1 protein-coding gene is annotated in these 1,032 nt (G+C 45.6%); it reads left to right on the top strand.

Annotation, left to right across the window (positions count from 1 at the left end):
• Positions 1-1,032: maltodextrin glucosidase (gene malZ / locus R7F67_RS24960; RefSeq protein WP_318057548.1), on the top strand; the 1,032-nt coding region annotated here is incomplete at both ends.

Here is a 1,032-nt window from a genome sequence, read left to right as displayed (position 1 = left end):
GTGTGACCGCACTGTACTTCAATCCGATTTTTTCCTCGCCAAGTAACCATAAGTACGACACCACGGATTATTTCACGATTGATCCTATGCTCGGCACCAACAAGCATTTTGCGTCATTGTGCGAAAAAATCCGCAGCAAAAACATGAAGATCGTATTGGATGCGGTCTTTAACCATACTTCTGTGCATCACCCTTGGTTTGATATTCAACAGAAAGGGAAAGGCGCGTACGGGAATCCTCAATCCGATTTTCGCGACTATTACTTTTTTGATGGGGAGAGTAATCACTACATTGGCTGGAAAGGAATCGACAATCTGCCGGTATTGAATTTTGAGAATCACGAAGTCAGAGAATATATCTACCAAGGTGAGGCATCGGTTATCAAACATTGGCTGAAGCCGCCATATTCCGTGGATGGCTGGCGTTTTGATGTCATTCATATGCTAGGTGAAGGGGAGGGGGCGAAAAACAACGCTCACTACGTGAAAGCATTTCGCCAAGCGACCAAATCCGTTAATCCGAATGCTTATGTGTTAGGTGAGCATTTTTTTGAGGCGACTCAATGGCTGCAAGGGGAGCAAGAAGACGGCGCGATGAACTACTACGGTTTTGCCCACCCTGTTCGAGCGTTTATCGCGCATCAAGACATCACGTACGACCCAATCGATATAGATGGTTTTGAGTTCAAAGCGTGGTTGGATGAATCCAGAGCAAAAGTTCCTTTTGCCAATCAGCTCTCACAACTCAATCAACTCGATAGCCATGACACGGCGCGTTTTCTCACCTTGGTGAATGGGGATGAGAAAAAAATGCAAATCGCGTTGGCCTTACTCATGACTTATGTCGGCGCACCATGCATTTATTATGGTAGTGAAGTCGGTCTTGAGGGAAGCTTTGACCCAGATAACAGACGTTGTTTCCCTTGGCATTTAGTTCAGGGTTCGCATTGGATCCATCTGTACCAACAGTGGATTGAAATTCGCAAACAGTTCAAAGCCCTACAATCTGGCAGCATGCAATGGCTTTATTGTG

The sequence above is a fragment of the Vibrio sp. YT-17 genome (assembly GCF_033337375.1).
GTDB classification, from domain to species: Bacteria; Pseudomonadota; Gammaproteobacteria; order Enterobacterales; family Vibrionaceae; genus Vibrio; species Vibrio alginolyticus.
The sequence above is the reverse complement of the archived record's forward strand: the minus strand, read 5'-3'. Positions and strand labels throughout refer to the sequence as shown.